General features: G+C 57.8%; 16 protein-coding genes and 2 pseudogenes. 9 read left to right on the top strand and 9 right to left on the bottom strand.

Translation table 11 applies throughout. From position 1 onward, the window contains the following. The first annotated feature begins 172 nt into the window (after positions 1 to 172). Together ACYZUD_RS03600 and ACYZUD_RS03605 are read left to right on the top strand one after the other, a co-directional pair. Complete coding sequence (locus ACYZUD_RS03600; protein WP_462022645.1) at positions 173 to 442, top strand: DUF4242 domain-containing protein; 270 nt, start codon at positions 173 to 175, stop codon at positions 440 to 442. A gap of 49 nt (positions 443 to 491) precedes the next feature. Then, positions 492 to 1,304 (top strand): class I SAM-dependent methyltransferase, encoded by an 813-nt coding sequence (locus ACYZUD_RS03605; protein ID WP_462022646.1) that lies wholly within the window; start codon positions 492 to 494, stop codon positions 1,302 to 1,304. Between the two features lie 135 nt (positions 1,305 to 1,439). Here the strand turns inward: ACYZUD_RS03605 and ACYZUD_RS03610 are convergent, their stop codons facing one another. After that, on the bottom strand, positions 1,440 to 2,366 hold the full coding sequence (locus ACYZUD_RS03610; protein ID WP_462022647.1) for a universal stress protein: 927 nt from the start codon (positions 2,364 to 2,366) through the stop codon (positions 1,440 to 1,442). 202 nt (positions 2,367 to 2,568) lie between these two features. Between ACYZUD_RS03610 and ACYZUD_RS03615 the strand changes: the two genes are divergently transcribed. Next, positions 2,569 to 3,642: an NAD(P)-dependent alcohol dehydrogenase gene (locus ACYZUD_RS03615; RefSeq protein WP_462022648.1), complete on the top strand. Its 1,074-nt coding sequence runs from the start codon at positions 2,569 to 2,571 to the stop codon at positions 3,640 to 3,642. A 78-nt stretch (positions 3,643 to 3,720) separates the two neighbouring features. On the opposite strand, the gene ACYZUD_RS03620 is transcribed toward ACYZUD_RS03615, so the two are convergent. From ACYZUD_RS03620 to ACYZUD_RS03630, 3 genes are all read right to left on the bottom strand, one after another. Next, positions 3,721 to 4,107: a DUF488 domain-containing protein gene (locus tag ACYZUD_RS03620; protein ID WP_462022649.1), complete on the bottom strand. Its 387-nt coding sequence runs from the start codon at positions 4,105 to 4,107 to the stop codon at positions 3,721 to 3,723. A 6-nt stretch (positions 4,108 to 4,113) separates the two neighbouring features. Further along, positions 4,114 to 4,836: a phosphatidylcholine synthase gene (gene pcsA, locus ACYZUD_RS03625; RefSeq protein ID WP_462025176.1), complete on the bottom strand. Its 723-nt coding sequence runs from the start codon at positions 4,834 to 4,836 to the stop codon at positions 4,114 to 4,116. A 199-nt stretch (positions 4,837 to 5,035) separates the two neighbouring features. Then, the gene (locus ACYZUD_RS03630; protein ID WP_462022650.1) at positions 5,036 to 6,214 is read right to left on the bottom strand and encodes an alkene reductase; all 1,179 of its coding nucleotides are present in this window, start codon (positions 6,212 to 6,214) and stop codon (positions 5,036 to 5,038) included. Positions 6,215 to 6,447: 233 nt separating this feature from the next. Here ACYZUD_RS03630 and ACYZUD_RS03635 point away from each other — a divergent pair, with 233 nt between their 5' ends. Continuing rightward, positions 6,448 to 7,173, top strand: a complete 726-nt coding sequence (locus ACYZUD_RS03635; protein ID WP_462022651.1) for a tellurite resistance TerB family protein — start codon at positions 6,448 to 6,450, stop codon at positions 7,171 to 7,173. 145 nt (positions 7,174 to 7,318) lie between these two features. Here the strand turns inward: ACYZUD_RS03635 and ACYZUD_RS03640 are convergent, their stop codons facing one another. Beyond that, the gene (locus tag ACYZUD_RS03640) at positions 7,319 to 7,771 is read right to left on the bottom strand and encodes a cupin domain-containing protein (protein WP_462022652.1); all 453 of its coding nucleotides are present in this window, start codon (positions 7,769 to 7,771) and stop codon (positions 7,319 to 7,321) included. A 194-nt stretch (positions 7,772 to 7,965) separates the two neighbouring features. Here ACYZUD_RS03640 and ACYZUD_RS03645 point away from each other — a divergent pair, with 194 nt between their 5' ends. The 4 genes and pseudogenes from ACYZUD_RS03645 (at position 7,966) to ACYZUD_RS03660 (ending at position 12,065) form a co-directional block, all read left to right on the top strand. After that, a complete protein-coding gene (locus tag ACYZUD_RS03645) occupies positions 7,966 to 9,351 on the top strand; it encodes an iron-containing redox enzyme family protein (RefSeq protein ID WP_462022653.1) in 1,386 nt (461 codons plus the stop codon). A gap of 10 nt (positions 9,352 to 9,361) precedes the next feature. Next, positions 9,362 to 10,357: a methyltransferase gene (locus ACYZUD_RS03650; RefSeq protein ID WP_462022654.1), complete on the top strand. Its 996-nt coding sequence runs from the start codon at positions 9,362 to 9,364 to the stop codon at positions 10,355 to 10,357. Next, positions 10,354 to 11,103, top strand: a pseudogene (locus tag ACYZUD_RS03655) (DNA polymerase ligase N-terminal domain-containing protein); the annotation flags it as partial. The gene ACYZUD_RS03650 and the pseudogene ACYZUD_RS03655, both read left to right, overlap by 4 nt. Before the next feature lie 656 nt (positions 11,104 to 11,759). Next, on the top strand, positions 11,760 to 12,065 hold the full coding sequence (locus tag ACYZUD_RS03660; RefSeq protein ID WP_462022655.1) for a hypothetical protein: 306 nt from the start codon (positions 11,760 to 11,762) through the stop codon (positions 12,063 to 12,065). A gap of 104 nt (positions 12,066 to 12,169) precedes the next feature. On the opposite strand, the gene ACYZUD_RS03665 is transcribed toward ACYZUD_RS03660, so the two are convergent. The 4 genes and pseudogenes from ACYZUD_RS03665 to ACYZUD_RS03680 form a co-directional block, all read right to left on the bottom strand. Continuing rightward, complete coding sequence (locus ACYZUD_RS03665) at positions 12,170 to 12,460, bottom strand: hypothetical protein (protein WP_462022656.1); 291 nt, start codon at positions 12,458 to 12,460, stop codon at positions 12,170 to 12,172. Positions 12,461 to 12,735: 275 nt separating this feature from the next. Next, positions 12,736 to 14,166, bottom strand: a complete 1,431-nt coding sequence (locus ACYZUD_RS03670; RefSeq protein ID WP_462022657.1) for an IS1182 family transposase — start codon at positions 14,164 to 14,166, stop codon at positions 12,736 to 12,738. 545 nt (positions 14,167 to 14,711) lie between these two features. Further along, on the bottom strand, positions 14,712 to 15,482 hold the full coding sequence (locus ACYZUD_RS03675; protein ID WP_462022658.1) for a GIY-YIG nuclease family protein: 771 nt from the start codon (positions 15,480 to 15,482) through the stop codon (positions 14,712 to 14,714). A 490-nt stretch (positions 15,483 to 15,972) separates the two neighbouring features. Beyond that, positions 15,973 to 16,387 (bottom strand): annotated as a pseudogene (locus ACYZUD_RS03680) (arsenate reductase ArsC). Between the two features lie 306 nt (positions 16,388 to 16,693). Between ACYZUD_RS03680 and ACYZUD_RS03685 the strand changes: the two are divergent. After that, positions 16,694 to 18,400, top strand: a complete 1,707-nt coding sequence (locus tag ACYZUD_RS03685; RefSeq protein ID WP_462022659.1) for a ShlB/FhaC/HecB family hemolysin secretion/activation protein — start codon at positions 16,694 to 16,696, stop codon at positions 18,398 to 18,400. Positions 18,401 to 18,414: the final 14 nt, after the last annotated feature.

The following is an 18,414-nucleotide window of genomic DNA, read 5'->3' on the forward strand; positions in this document are numbered from 1 at the left end:
GTGTGTTCGGGGAGGCTTTGTGATTGTGAGCCCGTCACGGCGTAACGTGAAATCTCCGGACGATCGGACAGGGTTGGCCGACGATCGGGCAGGACGCCGGCCTTGCTCGGCGCGATAGTTGACGAACAGGGTCTGCCGACCCTGTCATCAATAACAAGAAAGAGAGGTTGCCATGCCGAAGTTCGTCATAGAACGCGAGATTCCGGGCGCCGGAACACTGTCAGAAAGGGATTTGAAAGCCATTTCGCAAAAATCCGCGAGGGTTTTGCGCGATCTGCCAGAGGTGCAATGGCTTCAGAGTTACGTCACCGGCGACAAGATCTACTGCGTGTACATCGCGCCGAACGAAGAACTCATCAGGGAGCACGCCAGGCAGGGTGGTTTCCCGGCCAACAGCGTTTCCCAGGTCATGAACATCATCGATCCCACAACGGCGGAGTAATCGTCTGCCCGTTTCTGGTCCGTGTTCCAACCCGAAAGAGACAGTCTCCATGAGTACACCCATTGATCTTACTGCCCTGAAAAACCGTCAGATGGCCTCTTGGGCCAGCGGCGACTATGCCGTGATCGGCACCACCTTGCAGATCGTTGGCGAGCAGCTCGCCGAAGCCTGCGACCTGCTTTGCGATGAACGCGTGCTCGACGTCGCCGCCGGCAACGGCAATGCGACGCTTGCTGCTGCGCGCCGCGGCGGCCACGTCACCTCCACCGACTACGTGGCCGCGCTGCTTGAACGCGGCGAAGACCGGGCCAGGGCAGAGCGCCTGGAAGTGACCTTTCAAGTGGCGGACGCCGAGGCACTGCCCTTTGAGGATGCCAGCTTCGATGTCGTGCTTTCGACCTTCGGGGTGATGTTTACGCCTGATCAGTCAAAAGCTGCTGCAGAACTGGCGCGCGTCTGCCGTCCTGGCGGGCGGATCGGCCTGGCCAACTGGACGCCCGAAGGCTTCGTCGGCCAGATGTTCAAGACCCTCGGCCGCCACTTGCCGCCACCGCCTGGGGCCCAACCGCCTTCGAACTGGGGCACCGAGGCCTGGCTGCATGAGCACTTCGATGAGCGCAACTTTCTGGTCCAGGTGACGCGCAAGACCTTCAACTTCCGCTACCGCTCGGCCGCGCATTTCATCGACACGTTCCGCAACTGGTACGGCCCTGTCCACAAGGCGTTCGCGGCGCTGCCCCCCGAAGGCGCCCAGGCCTTTGAAAAGGACATGACCGAACTGTTGAACCGCTTGAACCGGGCGGGGGAGAAGTCGCTGGTGGTGCCGAGTGAATACCTTGAGGTGGTGATCACACGGCGTTGACCCACCAACACAAAACCCCTGTGGGAGCGAGCCTGCTCGCGATGAGGCCATTACATTCAACACGGATGTTGAATGAACGACCGCCATCGCGAGCAGGCTCGCTCCCACAGTGGGGGTGGACTTTCACCGGCGCAATCACTCATCCAGCCGCTCGGTATACACCACCCACACGCTGCACGGCATTTTGTACAGCAGGTGTTCCACCGTACTGCCGATCAGTCGGCCCAGGCCGCGATGGCCGACCCGGCCCATGACGAGCACGTCGACGTCATAGGCGTCGGCATAGCGGGTCAGGACCTTGGCCGGATTGCCCATGATCATGTGCCGCTGCTCTGGCGCGATGCCGTTACGCTCGGCCAGTTCGTTGAAGGCATCTTCCTGGAAGTCGAACAGGGTCCGGGCTTTACCTGAAGAGAAAAACGCCGACCCGTTATCGAAGCCGAATTCGTCGGCGCTGATGGATGAAAGGTCGTAGGCGTAGACCACATCGAGCTCGGCGTTACAGGCGCTCGCCAGTTTTGAGGCTTCGTGCAGGATCCGGTCGTTGAAGCTTTTGTAATGATCATCGCGATGGAAAGGGTCGACCGCCGCGACGATCTTGCGCGGCAGGGCATGAACGGCATGGCTGACGAAGTGCAACGGCACCGGGCATTCACGCAGCAAATGCACATCGAGCGGGGTAAACATCAGCCGCGACAGCATCGATTGGTGCTCCAGGGCCTTGATCAGCACGTCCATCGGCTGCTCTTTGAGGTGAATCAGGATTTCCTCCAGCGGGCGTTCGACCCATGCCACTTCGGTGGTGACCTGCACCCCGATCTTGCGCAAGGGACGGGCCTGTTCCTCCAGCCATTGGCGGTGGCGATCGACGTAGCCCAGACGCATCTGTTCCAGGGCTTTTTCGTTGACCAGGCTGGCGGTCGCCAGGCCTTCCAGATAATCGAACGCTACGATGTGCAGCGCCGCCTCTTCGGCCTTCGCCAGCGCCGCGGCCCTGTCGAAGGCCGGGCTGTGTTCCATCAGGGGCGAGGCGACCAGCATGAAACGTGATTGCTCAGACATGACAAATCTCCCGTGGGTTAACGGGCAGATTGCGGCCCCTCTATAACCGTCCAGAGAGACTGCCCTTGCCGCCCGACGTGCGGTCATTCGAAGGCATTCAATCCCCTAAGTATTGACCATGATCAACCTTCCGTCCGTCAGGCCGGCGCAGGCTGACATTCGTGCTGAACTCAAGCGCACGTGCACACTCAGGAGAACCGCCATGGCAACCATGAAAGCCGCGATATTCGTTGAGAAAAACCGCATTGTGCTTGACGACAAGCCGATCCCCGAGGTCGGCCCGCTGGACGCGCTGATCCGCATCACCACCACCACGATCTGCGGCACCGACGTGCATATCCTGCGTGGCGAATACCCTGTGGCCAAAGGGCTGACCATCGGTCACGAACCGGTGGGCATCATTGAGCGGCTTGGCTCGCAGGTGCGCGGCTTTGTCGAAGGGCAACGGGTCATTGCCGGCGCCATTACCCCCAGCGGACAAAGTTACGCCTGCCTGTGCGGCTGCGGCTCACAGGATGGCCCCGATACCCGCCATGGCTTCAAGGCTGCCGGTGGCTGGAAGTTCGGCAACACCATTGATGGCTGCCAGGCCGAGTACGTGCTGGTGCCGGACGCATTGGCCAACCTGTGTCCGATTCCCGATGGCCTCAGCGACGAACAGGTGCTGATGTGCCCGGACATCATGTCCACCGGTTTTTCCGGGGCGGAGCGGGGCGAGGTGACCATCGGTGATACCGTCGCGGTCTTCGCACTCGGGCCGATTGGCCTCTGTGCGGTGGCCGGCGCACGCCTCAAGGGAGCCACCACCATCATTGGCGTCGATGCCGTGCCTGAACGGATGAGCGTCGCCCGGCAATTGGGGGCGACCCATGTGATCAACTTCAAAGATGGCGATGTAGTGGCACAGATCATGGCCCTGACCGATGGCCGCGGCGTCGATGTGTCTATCGAGGCGCTGGGCACCCAAGGCACCTTCGAATCCGCACTGCGGGTGCTGCGTCCGGGCGGCCGTCTCTCCAGCCTGGGGGTTTACTCCAGTGATCTGCGCATTCCCCTCGAAGCCTTTGCCGCCGGGCTGGGGGATTTCAGCATCCTCAGCACCCTGTGCCCGGGCGGCAAGGAACGCATGCGACGGCTGATGGCGGTGGTGGAAAGTGGCGGGGTGGACCTGTCGCCGCTGGTGACCCACCGGTTCAAGCTGGACGATATTGAAGCGGCGTATGAGTTGTTTGCGCATCAGCGGGATGGGGTGATGAAGGTGGCGATAACGCCTTGAAAACAGCGTCGGACTCGCTCAAGTAATGTGGGAGCGAGCCTGCTCGCTCCCACAGAGGCTTTTTATTGTTCGCGCCGCCTATACAACCTGGGCGCCGCGTGATTCCAGCAGTTCGCGCAACACCGAACGATGACAATGCGCCTCAACCTCGCAATAACACCCAACGGCCAACGACGTTTGATGGGACAGCGCAGCCAACAGGTCCAGCAGATGGCTGGGCGCGGGATGCTTCATTTCAGCCTTGAACTTGCGTCTGAAGGCCTCCCAGGCTTTCTCATCCTCTGCGGTTTGGGCTTGCGCAACCAGCCCCGCACTGGGCGACAGCAGCGGCTGCCAGATATCATAAAAATCACGACTGGCAAACTCAGCCTTCGGCACACCCCGGGGCGGACGGCGTACCGTACCTATTCGCAGGCCTTCATCGGGCAGGCGGGGCGAGCCGAGTCGTACGATATGAATGGGCATGGCGGGTTACTTGTGCCGCGAGCCGTCGAACCACTCCATCGCCGTACGCCAGATGCAAATCCCCAGGAAGTAAGCCGACATCAGTAACCAGAGCCCCATCACCATCGGGTTGATCACCGGGTGGTTGACCACCAGCGACAAGCTGCACAGCAGCCAGATGGCCGTCACGGCGATGTTGATCGGCATGAACTTGCGTACGCGGAACGGGTGCAAAAACTTCATCCGCGTCACGGTCAACAGCGCCAGGCCGATGACGGTGAGAAAGGTGATCCATGGCGTCGGGGCAATGATGTACAGGCACAGTGCTACCACGTTCCACGCGGCGGGGAAGCCCTGGAAGTAGTTGTCCTTGCTCTTCATGTTGACGTTGCAGAAGCAAAACAGCGACGAGACCAGAATCAGCGACACGGTCAGCAGCAGCGTGTAGTCCGGCAACGGGATGTAGCGATAGATGAACAGCGCCGGAATAAACACGTACGTCAGGTAGTCGATCACCAGATCGAGGATCGAGCCGTCGAAACTCGGCAGTACTGACTGGACATTGACCTTGCGCGCCAGCGCGCCGTCCAGTCCGTCGACGATCAGGGCAACGCCCAGCCACAGCAGGCAGTTGGTGGGCTGGTTCTCGAGCAGGGCGAGGGTGGCGAGGAAGGCAGTGACCACGCCGGTGGCGGTAAAACCATGGGCGCCCCATGCTTTGAGCCTGGCAATGTGTACGGTCGAAATCACGGGGGCGTTCTCCAGAAAGTGAAGCAAGCCAGTCATCACCCTCATCATCGGGGGCGGCGGCAAACCAGGTCGGGTTGCAGGTATCGACCGGGAATCCGGGAATAAGGTTCACCACTCATGAATCTTAGCTGGGCCGCAAAAAAATACCCCGGATAAATCCGGAGTATTAAATGAAGCCTGAGCGAGCCTGCGTTTCGGCCTAGCGCCAACTTTCGTCGACACAGGGTTTGGCTTCATCGCAATGCTCTCCGGCCAGGCTGGGGTAGTCGGTGTAGCCCTTGGCACCGCCGCCATAGAACGTTGTCTGATCCTCGGGATTGAGCGGCGCACCCTGGCGCAAGCGTTCAGGAAGGTCGGGGTTGGCCAGGAATTTGCGGCCGAAGGCAATCAGATCGGCCTTGCCCTGCGCAAGCCAGGCCTCTGCCGTGTCGTGATTGAAGCCACCGGCGAGCATCAAGGTGCCGCGATATTTCTCGCGCATCAGCGTCAGCATTCGCTGTGCTTCAGGGGAGAGCGGTATGTTTTGCTCAAGCGCGCCGATCGCCGGATTGACCAGGTGCAAGTAGGCGAGTTTGTAGTCGTTGAGCTTCTCGGCCAGATAGCCGAACGTTTCCTCGCGATTGTCGTCGCTGATGTCATTGAATGTACTCGACGGCGACAGGCGTACGCCGACCCGGTCCGGTCCGCAGATTTCGCAGACGGCCTGGATCACTTCCAAGGGCAGCCGTGCACGGTTTTCGATCGGTCCGCCATATTCGTCGGTGCGTTGGTTGCTGCCGGAATTGATGAATTGATCAAACAAATAGCCGTTGGCGCAATGCACCTCGACGCCGTCGAAACCGGCGCTCAGGGCATTTTTGGCCCCGCGTTCGAATTGCTTGATCAGGTAAGGCATTTCTTCGATCTGCAACGCGCGGGGGGTGATGAACGGCACCAGTTCGCCTTCACCGGCCTCATTTTCGATAAACGCCGAACCCGCGGGTTTGATGGCCGAAGGCGCCACCGGCAACATGCCGTCCGGTTGCAGCGCCGGATGGGAAATGCGCCCCACATGCCACAGCTGCAAAAAGATCAGGCCGCCAGCCGCATGCACGGTATCGGTGACCCGGCGCCAGCTTTCGATTTGTTCGTGACTATGGATGCCCGGCGTCCAGGCATAACCCTGGCCCTGCATCGACACCTGCGTCGCTTCGGTGATGATCAGCGCCGCCGAGGCGCGCTGCGCGTAATAAGTGGCGTTGAGTGCCGTGGGCACATTGCCCGGCTGGCCGGCGCGGGAGCGGGTCAACGGCGCCATGACGATGCGGTGCGGCAGTACGTAACGTCCCAGCTTGATGGGTTTGAACAACTGCTCGGTAGACGCAGTGGTGTCGGACATGAGGCTTACCTCCTGGCGAAGTGCCCACGCGAACACCGCCGAGAGTCGAGGCTATTCAGAGGGGCGCGGGATATTAACTATGGTTGTCTGCGGCGCGATTACCAACCCGGGCGACAAAGGGTCATCGGACTCTGTCCGGTATCGGTTTCATGTCAGCCAAACGGTCATGGCACATTTACTGGCGAGGACTATCGTTGCCTGACTGAGTTACGCCTATCAATGAGGACGTCGTCATGAACACCAGCGATTTGCTCGAACAACTCCTGCGGGCCGGCCAGGGCTCGATGTCGCAACAGGGTGGCCGTGGCGCTTCGGCCCAGGGCGGGCTCGGCGACCTCGGCGGATTGCTCGGCGGCCTGTTGGGCGGTGGCGCCGGTTCAAGCAGCGGCGGTGGCGGGTTGGGCGGTTTGCTCGGTGGTCTGTTGGGCGGCGGCTCACCCATGGCCGGTGCGACCCGGACCCGGTCGGGTGGCGGCACCCACTACGCGGCGCTGGCTTCGCTGGGAATGATGGCGTTCCAGGCGTATCAGGCCTGGCAACGCAGCCAGGCTTCGGCACCGCAACAGGCGCCACGTACGGTCGACTTGTTGTCCGGCCCGGAAGTCGAGGACCACAGCCACGCGATCCTCCGCGCATTGATCGCGGCGGCCAAGGCCGATGGCCGGATCGATGATGCCGAGAAACAGATGATCAGCACCGAAATCGGCCGCCACACCGATGATCCGCAATTGCAGCAATGGCTGGACGATGAAGTCGCCAGGCCGCTGGATGCGGCGGATGTGGCGCAGTCGGCCACGGACCCAGGCATGGCTGCGGAAATGTACCTGGCCAGCGTGATGCTGGTGGACGACCAGCAGGACGCCGAGCGTAGCTATCTGGATGAACTGGCGGCGGCGCTGAATATCGATCCGGATTTGCAAGTGCATCTGGAGCAACAGGCCAAGGGCGGCGGTGCTTGAGGTGCATCAGTAAAAAATAAGGTTGGCTGTCAGGACGCCTTCGCGAGCAGGCTCGCTCCCACAGTTTAAATTCTGTACGACGATCCAATGTGGGAGCGAGCCTGCTCGCGAAGAACGATAACGCGGTCAACCTGCTGAAATCCTGTTACGGGGTGCCGGAAGCTTTCGGCACCAGAAACGTAACGCCATAGCGCTCGGCAACCTCAAATATCCTCGGCAAGTCCTCGGGGACTTTGAGCTGATCCATGGCCGCAAAAAACTGGCCGCCACGGGGATCGGAAACCACGCCGATGATTTTCGCCGTGGCGCTGATGTTCTTGTAGGCATGGATGGAGCCCGCAGGGATATGCACGTAGCCACCGGGCGAGACAGTGGTGGACGTGCCCTCGACCGTCACTTGCACTTGCCCGTCAACGACATAGAACGCTTCATCCCAAGGGTGAAAGTGCGGTGGCGGCCCGCCCCCTTGCACGCCTTCCTGAATGTGCATTTCAAAGGGTTTGGTCATGTCTCCGCCGGCGAGAATCGTGATCCTCTCACCCACGACATTGACCGGTCCGGGGACTTTATCCGACTCGATGACGTGAACCGTTCGCATGACTGCTCTCCGAAGGATGAGTCCACCCCCGTTGAGTATATTCACTCGAACCTGGCCCCGGTGCCGCGGCACACGCCCGTCCGTCAGGGCAATTTCAACGCCGATTGAATTTTTCTCCGCAGGTATTGCTCTGCTGATGTAGAGACGTGCTGATCCAGCGTCCTGCCACTGGCCTCAGACCGAGAGATATTTTCATGACTGCCCAGACCCGACTTGAATCGCAGCCCGTCCATGAACATCCGATGTCTGGCATCGGCGGCATGAAGCAGACCTACGAGCAATTGCTCCTGGGCGACGATGCCGGGCAAAGGCATGCACTCGCCCAAACCTTCCTGAAAACCCAGCTCCAGCACGCGGCGGACCTGCCTGAAGCCCTGCCGCACGATCTGTCGTCGCTGCAATCCTTTGTCGAACAACACAGCGTCGACGTGGCTCGCCAGTACGCCGACTACCTGCAACAACGCAAGGCAGGCGGCCCGCGGCAGTTCTTCAGCAACAAGGCGCACGCGCTGTTTTTCCTGCAAGCCGTTGCGCCGACCAAAATGGTCGACGGCGCGTGGCTGTATGGCCTGCTGAAACACTGGCGCGACCCTCGTTTCGAAGGGCTGATCTGCACCTATCTGGAAGAGCTGGGCGACGGCAATCCGGCGCAGAACCATGTGGTGATCTACCGCAAGCTGCTCGCCGAACACGGCTTGCAGGACAGCGGCGTGATTGCCGATCAGCATTACCTGCAAGGCACGATACAACTGGCGCTGGGCGAATGCAGCGAAGCATTTTTGCCGGAGGTGATCGGCTACAACCTCGGCTACGAACAACTGCCGCTGCACCTGCTGATCAGTGCCTATGAACTCGGCGAATTGGGCATCGATCCGTATTACTTCACCCTGCACGTCACCATCGACAATGCCAGCACCGGTCACGCGCACAAGGCTGTGCAGTCGGTGTTGCAGCTGTTGCCGATAGAAGGCGACCGTGAGGCGTTTCTGCGCAGGGTCGCGCTGGGTTATCGGCTCAACGATCTGGGGCAGGGCAGTCGCGCGATCATCGAATCGTTCGACCTGCACGGCGAAGTGCTGAACATGCTTGAACGCAAACGCCCGTTTGGCCAGCACATGCATTCCGACTACTGTCGCTTCGAAGGCAAGACGGTCAATCAATGGTTGTCGTCGGCGGAGCAACTGCCCGGTTTCCTCGCAGCCCTGGAAAACAAGGGCTGGATCAAGCGTCACCAGGACCCGCAAGCCAGCCGTTTCTGGCAATTGGTCGACGGTGACGGCGCCGCGATGTTCGGGGTATTCAGCCCTTACGAAAAACAATTGCTGCATGACTGGATCGTCGGCGACTGGAGCCCTGAGCGGTCGCCGACGGCTGTTCGTCGTGGCACCCGTGTCGCAGCGGAGCCGCCGGTGCCTGGCCATGATCCGGATGTGCAAAGCCTGGAAGCTACACTGAAAGGGCATACCGCCGAAGAGCAGATGCAGGCGTTGATCCCGTGGTTGTCTGCCCATCGACACGCTCACCCCGCTGGCCTGATGGCCACGCGTCGGTTCATCGAACTCAAAACCGGTTTTCGATAGGGAGCCCTCCATGAACCAGGAAGAACACCTTTGCGCCGCCGATCTGGCCTTGCTGCAACTGGGGCGGCGCTTGCAGGCCGATGGCTACCGTTTCATCACGCCGACGCCACTCACCCATCAGCGGGTCAATGACCGCGCCTTCGGGCAAAGCGCCCGGACCTTGCGCGACGTTTTTGGCTGGTCGCGGTCGTTCGAACCCGGCCTGTTGTCCGTGGATGAACAGCGCCAGTTGCATCAGGCGGGCGTCCTCGAGGAAAGCAACGGACGGCTGAAAAGCCACGTGCGCTGGTCCAGCCTGGACGATCTGTTGTTCGTGCATTCGGGATTCCCCACCGACGCGGCTGACGCGGTGTTCTTCGGCCCGGACACCTACCGTTTCGCCCAACTGATTCATACCCACCTGCAACAGAGCTTCGCGCCGATCAGGCGCGCCGTGGACATCGGCTGCGGGGCGGGCGTCGGGGCGATTGTGATTGCCCGCGCCCGTCGTGACGCCGAAGTGCTGGCGGTCGACATCAACCCGGCGGCGTTGCGCATGACGGCGGTCAACGCCGCGCTGGCCGAAGTGACCAACCTCAGCATCGAGGCCAGTGATGTGCTGCAGGACGTCGACGGCAATTTCGACCTGATCGTCGCCAATCCACCCTACATGGCCGATCCCGCCGAGCGTGCCTACCGGCATGGCGGTGGCGCATTCGGCGCGCAATTGTCGCTGCGTATTGTCGAGCAGGCCCTGTATCGCCTGGCCCCCGGCGGCTCGCTGGTGTTGTACACCGGTGTGGCAATGATCGAGGGGCGCGATCCGTTTCTGGACGCACTGATCCCGCGCCTGGAGGCACCGATGTTCGCCTGGACCTACCGCGAACTCGATCCCGACGTGTTCGGCGAAGAGCTGTTGACCCAAGGCTATCAACGGGTGGAACGGATTGCGGTCGTTGCCTTGATCGTCACGCGCATCGGCCCCGGTATCGGCGGAATCCTTGAGTCGGCAGCTGCTGCGTCATGAACAAGAACCTCGACGATTACAATCGCATGCGCGATTTCTCGGCGACCTCTGAACCGGCAGCCGGCAAACGCTCAGGCAAAAAAAACACCAAAGACCATGCCTTGCAGTTCTGCATCCAGAAGCACGACGCCTCGCGCCTGCATTACGACTTTCGCCTGGAACTCGATGGCGCGTTGAAAAGTTGGGCGGTGCCCAAAGGCCCGTCGCTGGACCCCAAGGTCAAGCGCCTGGCGGTGCATGTCGAAGACCATCCGCTTGATTACGCGACGTTCGAGGGCAGCATTCCCGAAGGGCATTACGGCGCCGGTGACGTGATTGTCTGGGATCGCGGGGTGTGGGTTCCCCAGGACGATCCGGCCAAGGCCTACGCCAAGGGCAAACTGAAATTCGAGCTGCAAGGCGAGAAACTCGGCGGCCTGTGGAACCTGGTGCGCACGCACATGCCGGGCAAGCAGGAGCAGTGGTTTCTGATCAAACATCAGGACAGCGCCGCCAAACCCGAGAGTGACTACGACGTGGTCACCGCCGAGCCCGACAGTGTGCTCAGTGATCGGACCATCGTCCCCAAGTCGAAAGCGACGAGCAAACCCAAAGCCATCAAGAAACCGGCGCGCAAGGTCGCTGCTGAGGAACAATTGACGCCACTCACCGGTGCGCGCAAAGCCAAACTGCCGGAACTGCTCAAACCGGAACTGGCAACGCTGGTGGAAAAAGCCCCTGGCGGCGAGTGGAGCTATGAGATCAAACTCAAATAGGCACCGGTGTTGTGTTGCTTTTCAAGAGCCCTATAGAATGTGGCTCTTGCGTTTGCGGTGTTGCAATTGAAAGGTTGCATGTGTTGCTTTTCGGTAGCCTCCATCAGGGAAGAGCGAGCCAAGGAGATTTGCAAACCGTTGCATTTGAGGCTAGTCGGCCGATGCGGAGGTTATTCGCACATTCATTTGCAAGTCAATGCGCGCTCACTGATTCAAAGCACCAAGCATAGTGAATCGATCCCGGCCCCATAGGCACATCTGAATGACTATTCCTGGCCATGGCTAGCCTCGCGAAGAGTTGATAACGACCCCTATCGGCTGGTCGTAGTCGGCAAGATTAAAACTGCCGTAGCCAGAGCATTAGGTAGCAAAAAGGCGAATGCCAGAATAGTTTAGCGGTTAAAAGTTGTAGATTATTCTTTCAATTAACGCCAAATAATTGTCATAAAAATCTATAAAATTTGTTTTATGCGCAATTATGCAAAAATTCATAATTTGCTTGAAGGCAGGATTTGGCAACGAAAAAAACAAGAGTGCAGGAGGCAGGTGAAGGGTGGATAAAGCCGTCTCTCGATATCCTAGATCCTAGGCCTCCGGGATGTTTCTGCCGGTGAGAACGAGACGCGTTGGTCAAAGCTGAAGGGTGAATGTTCATGGTCGCAGGTGCGATTGTTGTCCCGCGCTTCATTGCTGTCCAAAAATGCCAGCAGCAAGGAAAAGAAAAGTTTCCTTTAAGTGCTGAAAATACCCGCAAAGACAACATTTCTTTACTTTCGGATATCGGTAGATTGCTGCCTGTTGAGAAGGGCAGAAAACGACCGATTGTGTTGAAAAAGTCGGTCATGGTTTCCTCAGCAGAAAAGTACGCGTCTGAGATTGAAATCTTTACTTTTGGCAGAGGCTTCCGGACTCGGATTTCACATAGCAGCGTGCAAAAAAGGCGTTTTCACTAGTCAATGAACAGGCAGTTTTGGCAGACCGACTTTTTCAACAGAATCGACCCTTAGCCGTCATTCGGCTGCGGACTGACGAACATTACCCAGATGTCTTGGGATGTTTAGGGCTTCGAAGCCTGAATGGCTGCTTCGAGCAAAGGGCCCGTGATCCGGCGGCCATTGTAATCATCGACAAAGTAATTGATTCGGTTAGCCAGGTGCTGAATGGATAGCCAGCCCAAGCCTCGGTAGTCGCGCAATTCCTCGTCGTTGAGCTTAATCAGACATTCGTAACTCACAAAAGACGCCTCGCAGTTGACGAGGACATAGATTGAGCCATCTCCTGCGCGAAGAAGCTGCCAGTAGTCGTCCGTTGTGTGATATGTCGCCGGCGCGAGCTGAACCAGATCCATGTTTGATTTTCGTACGTTACCTTTCAGTTTCTAACCATAACATGACTGCGAGCGCACGATTCTCGAATGCCCGCTTTTGGGCCGGTTGCTGCCCTTCGTGATAGACAGCAACCGGCCCAGAGTGTGTAAAAACGCTCATGGCCTCATCGTCTTGGATCATCGACGTTATTGGCGGAACGATCACAAGGCAAATGCTGCGTGTCGTATCAGTCGTGACCTGGAACACGTCAACGTCGTTTTTACAGTCTCTGGGATGGGCCAAAATCAGCCTTTTTTTAGGCCAGCAGCGCCTTCATCAAACCGTTGGCACCGATGATTTTCATGACCCGTTTCAGGTTGTAGGCGAGCACATTTAAGCTCATCTCCGCACTCACCCCGGCCAGCTTCCGCGTCAGGAAGTGCGTTGCACCCATCCACTGTTTGAGCGTCCCGAAGGGATGCTCAACCGTCCGTTTTCGGACTCGCATCATCTCCGGGGCTTTGCTCAGCCGAAGCTGCATTGCCTCCAATACGGCTTCATGTTCCCAGCGGCGAATTCGTCGTTGCGTGCTCGGTGTGCACTGCGGCTTCATGGCGCAGCCTTGGCAATTCGAACTCCAGTAACGGTGTAACTTCAGGCCTTTTTCAACGCTGGAAAAACGCCAAATCAATACCTCTCCAGCCGGACAAATGTATTCATTTTTTGAAGCGTCGTAGATGAAGACATCATTGTTGAAGCGCCCATCGGCTTTGGCTGCTGAGGTCATCGGCTTGGGCACATAGGCGGTGATATTTGCATCGTGACAAGCCAGGATTTGTTCGCTTTTGAAGTAACCTCGATCAGCCACTACCGACAGCGTTTCTGACGCCATCGCCTCGCGGGCCTGCTTGGCCATCGAGCTGAGTTGATCGCGGTCGGAACCGGCATTGGTCACCTCGTGCGCAACGATCAGATGGTGCTGCGTATCGACCGCTGTCTGCACGTTGTAGCCGACGATTCCGGTGCCGCGCGTCATCATGGAGCGAGCGTCTGGATCGGTCAGTGAGACCTGTTTATCCGGCGACTCGTTGAGCTGGATTTCAATCGCTTGAAGCTCCTTCATTTGCGCCTTCAGCTTGGCGATTTTCTCTTCCAGCCGCACGACACTGGGCTCGGAAGCTGTGGGTTCTTGCCGATCGGCAGCATCGAGTGCCGTCAGGTAACGGTTGATGCTCGATTCAATTTCTTCCATTCGCCGCTTCAGTTTGGCGCTGGTGAAATTGCGGTCACGGTTGTTGACTGCCTTGAATTTGCTGCCGTCGATGGCCACCAGATTTTCTCCGAACAATCCCAACCGCTGACACAGCACAACGAACTGGCGACAGACGCCTCGGATGGCCTTGCTGTTGTCTTTTCGGAAGTTGGCGATGGTCTTGAAGTCCGGCATCAAACGCCCGGTCAACCACATCAGCTCAACGTTGCGTTGAGCTTCTCGCTCCAGCCGTCGGCTCGACTGAATGCGGTTGAGATAGCCGTAGATGTAAATCTTCAGCAGGATCGAAGGGTGGTAAGCAGGCCGGCCTGTGTCAGCAGGAATAGCACCGTCAAAACCCAGATTGACCAGGTCGAGTTCATCGACGAAGACGTCGACTATGCGCACCGGATTGGAATCGTTGACGTAGTCGTCGAGGCTTTCGGGAAGTAAGGTGCTTTGCCCTCGATGTTCACCTTGGATGAAGCGCTTCATGGGCGATCCCTGCGATGAAATCCTCAGAAATCATAGCAGGACTAACGGCGGCGTTATGTTCAGACATTGATGCGTTTTTCGACCGCCTGTAGTTGCCTTACCGGGTCCCAACCACTCGGCGACGCTTGAGCTTTGCTCCACCAAAGCATTCCTTTAGAGATCCATAATCTGCGCAAATCAGCATGAGCAGATGTCGCGTCATCATAGCCAAACTGCGTACCGCAGGACGGGCACATGCCAAACGAAGAGCAACCAACGTCGTCGTATGGAGGCTCTTCAAGCCCGTCGTATCCACAAACCGGACAAAGATATGAAACGTTGCCTGCAATCATCCAACCCCCAGATTTCTAGCCTCTAGCCCACGTTGTCGCCGTGCCTGCTGATCTCCGGAATCTTATACTGAATCTGAGCAACTGATGTCTGACCTAGGCTGAGTAGGACAAAACATTCCGGAGTGGAAGCGGCTAAGGGTTTTTACACACTCTGGGCCAAAAGCGGTCACGACATCTGGCCAGGAAAATGGGTGCGCTTCAACTTCAAAAATCTTAAAAAATTATGGTGTGGTCTGGTGTTTCGACCAACCCCAGATGTAGATCCAGTTGCCCCCCAGAATCTAATTCAGACACTTCCTCATTAGAGAAAAGCGGGTAGAAATCGAGCTTTTCCTTTGCTGCTATGGCGAGTGGAATTGACGCTGCAACGATGTCTGCGGCGGGCCAGATTTTTGGTTGGCCGATCGGGTTGTCCGATGCAGGGAGGTTTCCCCAGCGATGGACATCTGGTGTTTCGAAGCCAGCTTGGGAGGCCAGGCTAATCCAGTAGCCTTCAAATCGAGTTCTAATCGACTGATTACCCACAATCCAGCTCAACACCGTTACTCGAATATCGACTTTTTCTAATGCGGCCCATTCAACCAAAGCAAATGAGGAGTAGCCAGGACGAGGCCGCATGAAATGGTCTTTGAAGCGCTTTCTCAGATTGACGGTTTGTCCGACGTAACAGGCCTTGCGTGTGCCATCTTGGCTCTGAGCGGTGAGGGCATAAATCCAAGTGCCTCCAAGCGTGGATTTTCTAGATTTACGCTCTTTGGATCTCCGAACTGGGTGGCCTCCAAAATTGAAGTGTACGCGTAGCCGTTTTCCGCTTTCACAACGAAAGCCAGCGTAGTCCTTCCCATTTCTCGTAACTGTCAATCCGTACCCGGCAGCCAGGTTAAGCAGGTGTTCTCTGCTGGTGATTTCGCCCAAGTCAATCGCCGCTTGTAGCGAGAGCTTCAGAGTCCTGGCGTGCTTGATCGCTTCTCTGTCCATAGTCATTGATCATGATCCATATTAGGCAAAAACTTTGGATCGTTCCCAGTCGTTGCTGAGCCTGGTTTGCTGCCAAAGCACGGAAAAACTCAAAAAGGTTCAGACATTTCTGACCTCATCCAACTATTCGTGAAGCTCCACAGCGCTTTCCTAGCAAGGGCCATCACATTGAGCGCGCTATGGATATTTCCATCAAAAAGGAATGTCCGCAATGGGTCGGTTTCAGTCGGTCGCGACAGGCAGAAAACGGCCGATTGTGTTGAAAAAGTCGGTCATGGTTTCCTCAGCAGAAAAGTACGCGTCTGAGATTGAAATCTTTACTTTTGGCAGAGGCTTCCGGACTCGGATTTCACATAGCAGCGTGCAAAAAAGGCGTTTTCACTAGTCAATGAACAGGCAGTTTTGGCAGACCGACTTTTTCAACAGAATCGGCCAGAAGCGGTCAATTGGATGCACGTCTAACAACCGCTTCTAGTCGTTATCACGGAATCCAAGTTCACTGCCTTGTCTTCACTGTGACGAACATTTTGATGCGGTCGTGAATCTCTTGGAGGGCATGGCGGAAAGGCTCATGTTTCTCTCTGGTTGTCGGGTCTTCAAAACTCCATACGATCACCTCACCGGAGGACGGCATCTGTGAAGCTTCTTCGGAAGACTTATCACACAGTGTGATCACGTAATGAAACTCCTGCCCTTCAAATTCATTGATCGATTTGCTACGCAGGCCGTTGGTCTCTATGCCGATGTGTTCGAGAGACTCCAGGGTTCGAGGATCAACCTCGCCGGGTTCAAGGCCAGCACTGAAAGCTTCGAAGTTTGATGAGTCAGTGTGACGAAGCAGCGGCTTCGGCCAGCAAGGAGCGGACATCGTTTTTGGCGCAGACAAACAGGACCCGCATTTTGTCAGCCATTCCTTTTTCCTCGCTCAATGGTGATCGTAATGCTGTTACTTTTTTACATAGGGTTCCTTATGAGGTCCTGAATCGGCATATACAGACCAAACGGTCTGCGTGGGCGATAAGGCACCCCTCTTTCGTATTGTTCAGGTGAATGCAAAGCCTCAAACATCCTCAGCATGCTCTTAAACAGCTGGGATCATCATATGCAATCTGAATGCCTCGTAGTCGGCGATAACCAAGGAATGTTGACGCCAGAATAATGGCCATTTAACATCAAGCTGCTATTTTGCTATCACTCTCTGTTTCGAGGGATCGAACATGTCTTCACCCGCCCTCGTGGCGAGGTTGTGCCTGGTTTTGCTGTGCCTTTCTCCGCTGAACCTCACCTATGCCGCGCCAACACCCGGTGAGGCCGACCTTATCCGCGAACGCCAGGACCGCTTGCTCGAAGAGCAGCGTCGGCGCCTCGAGGAGCTGAAGGAATTACCCGGTAAGCAAGTCACGCCCACAGCTCCGTCGACGCCTGCGGACACTCGCTGTTTCCCGATCAAGGACATCGAACTTAAAGGCGCCGACAGCCTCTCGGACAGCGATAAAAACCTCCTGCTCAAGCCCTACATCGGCCAATGCCTGGGCATTACCCAGCTCAATGAGCTGCTGAAAGCCATCACCAACCACTACATCGAAAAAGGCTTGGTCACCAGCCGCGCCTATCTGCCGCAGCAGGATTTGTCCGGCGGGCGTCTGCAGGTGCTGGTGGTCGAGGGCAAACTCGAGGGACTGAAGGGCGCGGACGGCAGCCAATTGTCCAGCCGTGAACTGGCCATGGCTTTCCCTGGCAGGTCGGGAGAGTTAGTCAACCTGCGTGAAATCGAGCAGATGGTCGATCAGCTTAATCGCTTGCCCTCCAATCAGGCACAGATGGAACTGGCGCCCGGCGAGCAGGTGGGGGGCAGCGAGATTCTGGTTAAAAACAGCCCGCAGAAGCCGTGGCGTGTTGGGTTGTCGCGTAACAATGGTGGTCAGCGCAGCACTGGCGAGCAGCAGTGGAACACCACGCTGGATTGGGACAATCCGCTGGGTTTGGCCGATCAGTTGATGCTGCGCGGCGGCCACGATGCGATGACCGATCACCAGCACACCTCCAACAACGCGATGCTCTATTACAACCTGCCGTGGGGCTGGTGGAACTTCAGTTACACCTACAGCCAGAGCGAGTACCGCTCGCAGATAGCCGCCAACGGTTACAACTTCAAGCAGACCGGCGACAGTGAAAACCATCAGTTGCGTGTGGAGCGGGTCATCCATCGTGATGCCGTGAGCAAGACCTCGCTCAGCAGCGACCTGTCGTACCTGCGCACCAACAACTTCATCGAAGACAGCCAACTCAAACTGAGCAGCAACCGCATTAGCGAAGCGCAGTTCGGCATCAACCACGGTCGGCGCGTCGGCAGTGCGTTCGTCAACCTCGACCTCGGCATGCAGCAAGGCATCGGCGCCTTCGATGCCCAGGGCAAGGGCGATGAGTTCCCGGGTGCACCGGACGCGCGTTATCGCAAGTACACCGCCACCGCGACCTACCTGCAGCCGTTCAAGCTGTGGGGCGAATCCTTCAGTTTCACCAGCCTGATGACTGGCCAACGCAGCGAAGACGTGCTGTTCAGCCCGCAGCGCACCAGCCTGGGCGGCCAATCCTCTATTCGTGGCTACAAGGATCAAACCTTGTCCGGCGACAGCGGCGGCTACTGGCGCAACGACCTGCGCTGGAGTCGTCCTGTGACGCTGGCCTGGTTGCGTCCGGCCTTCGCCGAATACGGCACCAGCGTGGGTTACGACCAAGGTGTTATCCGTGGCGATCGCTACAACGGCGACCAGCATGGGCGGATGTCGAGCAACTCGCTGGAAGTGTTCGCCCGTGGTGAGCATCTGGCCGCCAGCGTCACTTTCGCCCATTCCCTGGAACGTCCGGCGGTCCTGACCGAGCGCGAAGCGCCGATCTATTTTCGCGTGGATTTCTTTCTCTAACTGTCGCTGCACGA

The organism is Pseudomonas sp. XS1P51 (assembly GCF_054897845.1).

Bases quoted from the DNA above. Each gene is read 5' to 3' on its own strand.
- ACYZUD_RS03640 (WP_462022652.1), bottom strand. From the start codon at position 7,771: ATGCGAACGGTTCACGTCATCGAGTCGGATAAAGTCCCCGGACCGGTC.
- ACYZUD_RS03670 (WP_462022657.1), bottom strand. From the start codon at position 14,166: ATGAAGCGCTTCATCCAAGGTGAACATCGAGGGCAAAGCACCTTACTT.
- ACYZUD_RS03675 (WP_462022658.1), bottom strand. From the start codon at position 15,482: ATGACTATGGACAGAGAAGCGATCAAGCACGCCAGGACTCTGAAGCTC.
- ACYZUD_RS03665 (WP_462022656.1), bottom strand. From the start codon at position 12,460: ATGGATCTGGTTCAGCTCGCGCCGGCGACATATCACACAACGGACGAC.
- ACYZUD_RS03630 (WP_462022650.1), bottom strand. From the start codon at position 6,214: ATGTCCGACACCACTGCGTCTACCGAGCAGTTGTTCAAACCCATCAAG.
- ACYZUD_RS03660 (WP_462022655.1), top strand. From the start codon at position 11,760: ATGTTCATGGTCGCAGGTGCGATTGTTGTCCCGCGCTTCATTGCTGTC.
- ACYZUD_RS03685 (WP_462022659.1), top strand. From the start codon at position 16,694: ATGTCTTCACCCGCCCTCGTGGCGAGGTTGTGCCTGGTTTTGCTGTGC.
- ACYZUD_RS03650 (WP_462022654.1), top strand. From the start codon at position 9,362: ATGAACCAGGAAGAACACCTTTGCGCCGCCGATCTGGCCTTGCTGCAA.
- ACYZUD_RS03610 (WP_462022647.1), bottom strand. From the start codon at position 2,366: ATGTCTGAGCAATCACGTTTCATGCTGGTCGCCTCGCCCCTGATGGAA.
- ACYZUD_RS03615 (WP_462022648.1), top strand. From the start codon at position 2,569: ATGGCAACCATGAAAGCCGCGATATTCGTTGAGAAAAACCGCATTGTG.
- ACYZUD_RS03605 (WP_462022646.1), top strand. From the start codon at position 492: ATGAGTACACCCATTGATCTTACTGCCCTGAAAAACCGTCAGATGGCC.
- ACYZUD_RS03600 (WP_462022645.1), top strand. From the start codon at position 173: ATGCCGAAGTTCGTCATAGAACGCGAGATTCCGGGCGCCGGAACACTG.
- ACYZUD_RS03620 (WP_462022649.1), bottom strand. From the start codon at position 4,107: ATGCCCATTCATATCGTACGACTCGGCTCGCCCCGCCTGCCCGATGAA.
- ACYZUD_RS03635 (WP_462022651.1), top strand. From the start codon at position 6,448: ATGAACACCAGCGATTTGCTCGAACAACTCCTGCGGGCCGGCCAGGGC.
- ACYZUD_RS03645 (WP_462022653.1), top strand. From the start codon at position 7,966: ATGACTGCCCAGACCCGACTTGAATCGCAGCCCGTCCATGAACATCCG.